The organism is Stenotrophomonas sp. GbtcB23 (assembly GCF_019091045.1).
GTDB lineage: Bacteria > Pseudomonadota > Gammaproteobacteria > Xanthomonadales > Xanthomonadaceae > Stenotrophomonas > Stenotrophomonas rhizophila_A.
Genome location: NZ_JAGXKC010000521.1, coordinates 1 through 252, shown reverse-complemented (window position 1 = coordinate 252; position 252 = coordinate 1). Strand labels below are relative to the sequence as shown.

1 protein-coding gene is annotated in these 252 nt (G+C 67.9%); it reads right to left on the bottom strand.

The window, feature by feature from the left end; genetic code table 11:
• On the bottom strand, positions 1-207 hold a 207-nt coding region (locus KVS69_RS19995; protein ID WP_217539954.1), incomplete at its 3' end, for a hypothetical protein.
• Positions 208-252 lie beyond the last annotated feature (45 nt).

The following is a 252-nucleotide window of genomic DNA, read 5'->3' as shown; positions in this document are numbered from 1 at the left end:
CGTCGCATTGTCGGAAGTCCTTGCCTGCGCGGCCCCGAACGTGGTCGAGACGTCGAGCGGCACGCCCTCGCGCGCCGCAAGCAGCGCCGTGGGCACCGTTTCATAGTGGAATGCGACGGAAGCCAGCGTGTGATGGCGGCGGAGCGAGGTGCGGCGGTAACGGCAGTCGTCCAGGGTCGCGACCGTAACGCCGTCCGCATCCCGCATCTGGATGCGGGCCTAGATGGAATAGCCGCTGCACCGTTCCATCGC